Below are 2,568 nucleotides of genomic sequence, written 5' to 3' on the forward strand. Positions count from 1 at the left end.
GGTGAAGGTTTTCTGAAGCGGGTCGCGGCGTGAGGTTCGCGTCTTGGCGGGCGGACGACCCGCGTTGGAAAACCTCCCAAGGTCGAAGCCGCGAGGGTCTTGGTGATGCTATGGGTAAAGTTCGCTGACGATCGAGACGACGGCTGTTTCAGCGGGCCGTTTGGCCTTTTGCACGAGGCTGCAGATGCGGGCTTCCCAGCCCAGTCGCCAAGCGCTGCCCGCCGGGCTGGGTGGATTTGTGGTTTGGGAACCTGCTGATACCTGATCGGCGCAGGTGGCTTGGTCCGGTTCTGCATGGAGCAGCCAGCGTGGGTTGATGATCTGTGACAAGCGGTCGGTCATGCGGCCTGCTCCCGTGGTGGCGCGCGTGACGTCGGTTTCTGCCCGCGACGAAAGATCTCGATGATGCGCATGGGTCCCCCGCAGCATGGGCATGGTTCACGCAGCCTGAGCGGGGTGACGTCTGGCTCAGCGACTTGGACATCTGCCTGATCTGGTGGCTGGACGCAGAGCAGTTTGCGGATTTTGGTGAGATTGGCTTTGCGAGCGCTGCTGGCCAGCAGGCCGTAGTGGCGGATCCGGTGGAACCCGTCAGGAAGGACGTGGATCAAAAAGCGTCGGATGAACTCAGGCGTGGCTAAGCGCATGATCTTCTGGCGGTCTCCATTCTTGACGCGGTAGTCTTTCCAACGGAAGGCGACGGTGTCGGCATCAGCGCTGACCAAGCGATGGTTTGAGATGGCGACGCGGTGAGTATAGCGGCTCAGGTAGGCAAGCACGGCCTCGGGGCCGCCAAAGGGCGGCTTGGAATAGACCACCCATTCGGATTTGCGGAAAGGGGTGAGCCAGGTGGTGAAGGCGTCCGTCTGCGCCAGTCGCTCCAAGTCCCCATAGAAAGCCAAGTCTCCGGCTTGGTGCAGCGCCACGAGCCCGTCCAGAAAGAGGCGGCGGAACAGGCGCGACAGCACGCGCACATGCAAGAAGAACCCAGGCTTGCTGGCGACCCATTTGGTGCCGTCCGGCGACAGGCCGCCGCCGGGGACGATCATATGGATATGCGGATGATGGGTCAGTGCCGATCCCCATGTGTGCAGCACGCTGGTCATGCCCACTCGCACGCCCATGCGCTTGCGGTCGGCCGCGATGTTCATGACGGTCTTGGCCGACGCCTTGAACAGCAAGCCATAGATCGCCTTCTTGTTCCAATAGGCGATCTGCGCGATCTCAGCTGGCAGGGTGAAGACGACGTGGAAATATTCCACGGGCAGCAGATCTTCGGCCCGTGCCTCCATCCAGTCGCGCGCGGCCGGTCCCTGGCACTTCGGGCAGTGCCGGTTCTTGCAGGAGTTATAAGCGATGTGATGGTGGCCGCATGTGGCACAGCCAGCCACATGCCCGCCAAGAGCCTCAGTCCGGCAGGCCTCGATCGACGACATCACCTTCAACTGGGAGAGGCTGACATGCCCCGCATTGGCCAGCCGCCACGCAGGACCATGGGTGCGGAAGATATCAGCAATCTCCAGTTCGGTCCGGGGCACCCCGGCGCCCGGTCACTCCAGACTTCGCTTCACCGTCTGATCCTGCAATTTGGCCAGCATCTCGTAGGGGCTGACAGTGTCGCGGATCGTCTTGGTGGCCACATGAGTGTATCGCGCAGTGGTCGTCAGCTTGGCGTGGCCGAGCAGCACCTGAATAACCCGCACGTCGGTGTTTGCCTCCAAAAGGTGGGTGGCAAAACTGTGTCGCAACGTGTGCAATGTCGCCGGCTTCTTGACCCCTGCCATATGCTTGGCTGAGGTGAAAGCGCGGCTTAACTGACGCGGCGAAATCGGGTTGATCTTCGGCTTGCCGGGAAACAGCCAGCCTTCGGGACGTGCCTCGCGCCACCAGGCCCTTAGCAACTCCAGCAAGCCGGGTGACAGCATCACCTTACGGTCCTTCTGACCCTTGCCCAACTCGACATGGATCAGCATCCGGTCGCTGTCGATATCGCTGATCTTGAGGTTGCAGACCTCGGACGCCCGAAGTCCTGCGCCGTAAGAGATGCTGAGCGCGGCCCGATACTTCAGCCCCGGTCCGGGTGCTGCCATCAGGATGTCGGACACCTCCTCGACGCTGAAAACCACGGGCAGCTTGCGCGGTTCGGTGCGGAATTGCATGTAGCGCTTCATCTCCTCCCGCCCGCAGGTCATGCTGAAGAAGAACCGCAGCGCCACGATCCGCACGTTGAACGTCGACGGGGTCACCCCGCTGTCTGTCATGTGCAGCTGATACGCGCGCAGATCTTCCGGTGTCGCCGTGTCGGGTGGCCGCCCAAGAAAGGCCGCGAAGTCCTTGATCGCCCGGATGTGGGACTTCTGCGCCTTCTCGCCCATCCCACGGATGCGCATGTCATCGATCATCCGCTGGCGCAGCGGGGTTACTCTCTCCTCTGTCATGGGAACCTCCTGTCGGTTGATTGAGAAGGCCCCAATCGTCAGACAAGTCAGTCAGATCGCAAAATGCGCGCTGTTACGGAGGGCTCAATCCATCAGCCGCAAGCGCCATTGCCGCGGAGCGGCTTAGTCC

At 61.9% G+C, this 2,568-nt stretch carries 3 protein-coding genes; all 3 read right to left on the reverse strand.

Annotation, left to right across the window (positions count from 1 at the left end; all coding sequences use genetic code 11):
* Window positions 1–108: 108 nt before the first annotated feature.
* Genes DC366_RS19765 through DC366_RS19340 form a run of 3 tightly spaced genes read right to left on the reverse strand, consistent with a single transcriptional unit; the run spans window position 109 to window position 2,438 of the window.
* Window positions 109–342, reverse strand: a complete 234-nt coding sequence (locus DC366_RS19765) for a hypothetical protein (RefSeq protein WP_133176259.1) — start codon at window positions 340–342, stop codon at window positions 109–111.
* On the reverse strand, window positions 339–1,538 hold the full coding sequence (locus tag DC366_RS19335) for an IS91 family transposase (RefSeq protein WP_108693775.1): 1,200 nt from the start codon (window positions 1,536–1,538) through the stop codon (window positions 339–341). The genes DC366_RS19765 and DC366_RS19335 overlap by 4 nt, the downstream gene beginning before the upstream one ends.
* 12 nt (window positions 1,539–1,550) lie before the next feature.
* On the reverse strand, window positions 1,551–2,438 hold the full coding sequence (locus DC366_RS19340; RefSeq protein WP_039965707.1) for a tyrosine-type recombinase/integrase: 888 nt from the start codon (window positions 2,436–2,438) through the stop codon (window positions 1,551–1,553).
* Window positions 2,439–2,568: the final 130 nt, after the last annotated feature.

Origin of the sequence: Pelagivirga sediminicola, from assembly GCF_003072125.1 — a bacterium.
GTDB classification, from domain to species: domain Bacteria; phylum Pseudomonadota; class Alphaproteobacteria; order Rhodobacterales; family Rhodobacteraceae; genus Roseovarius; species Roseovarius sediminicola.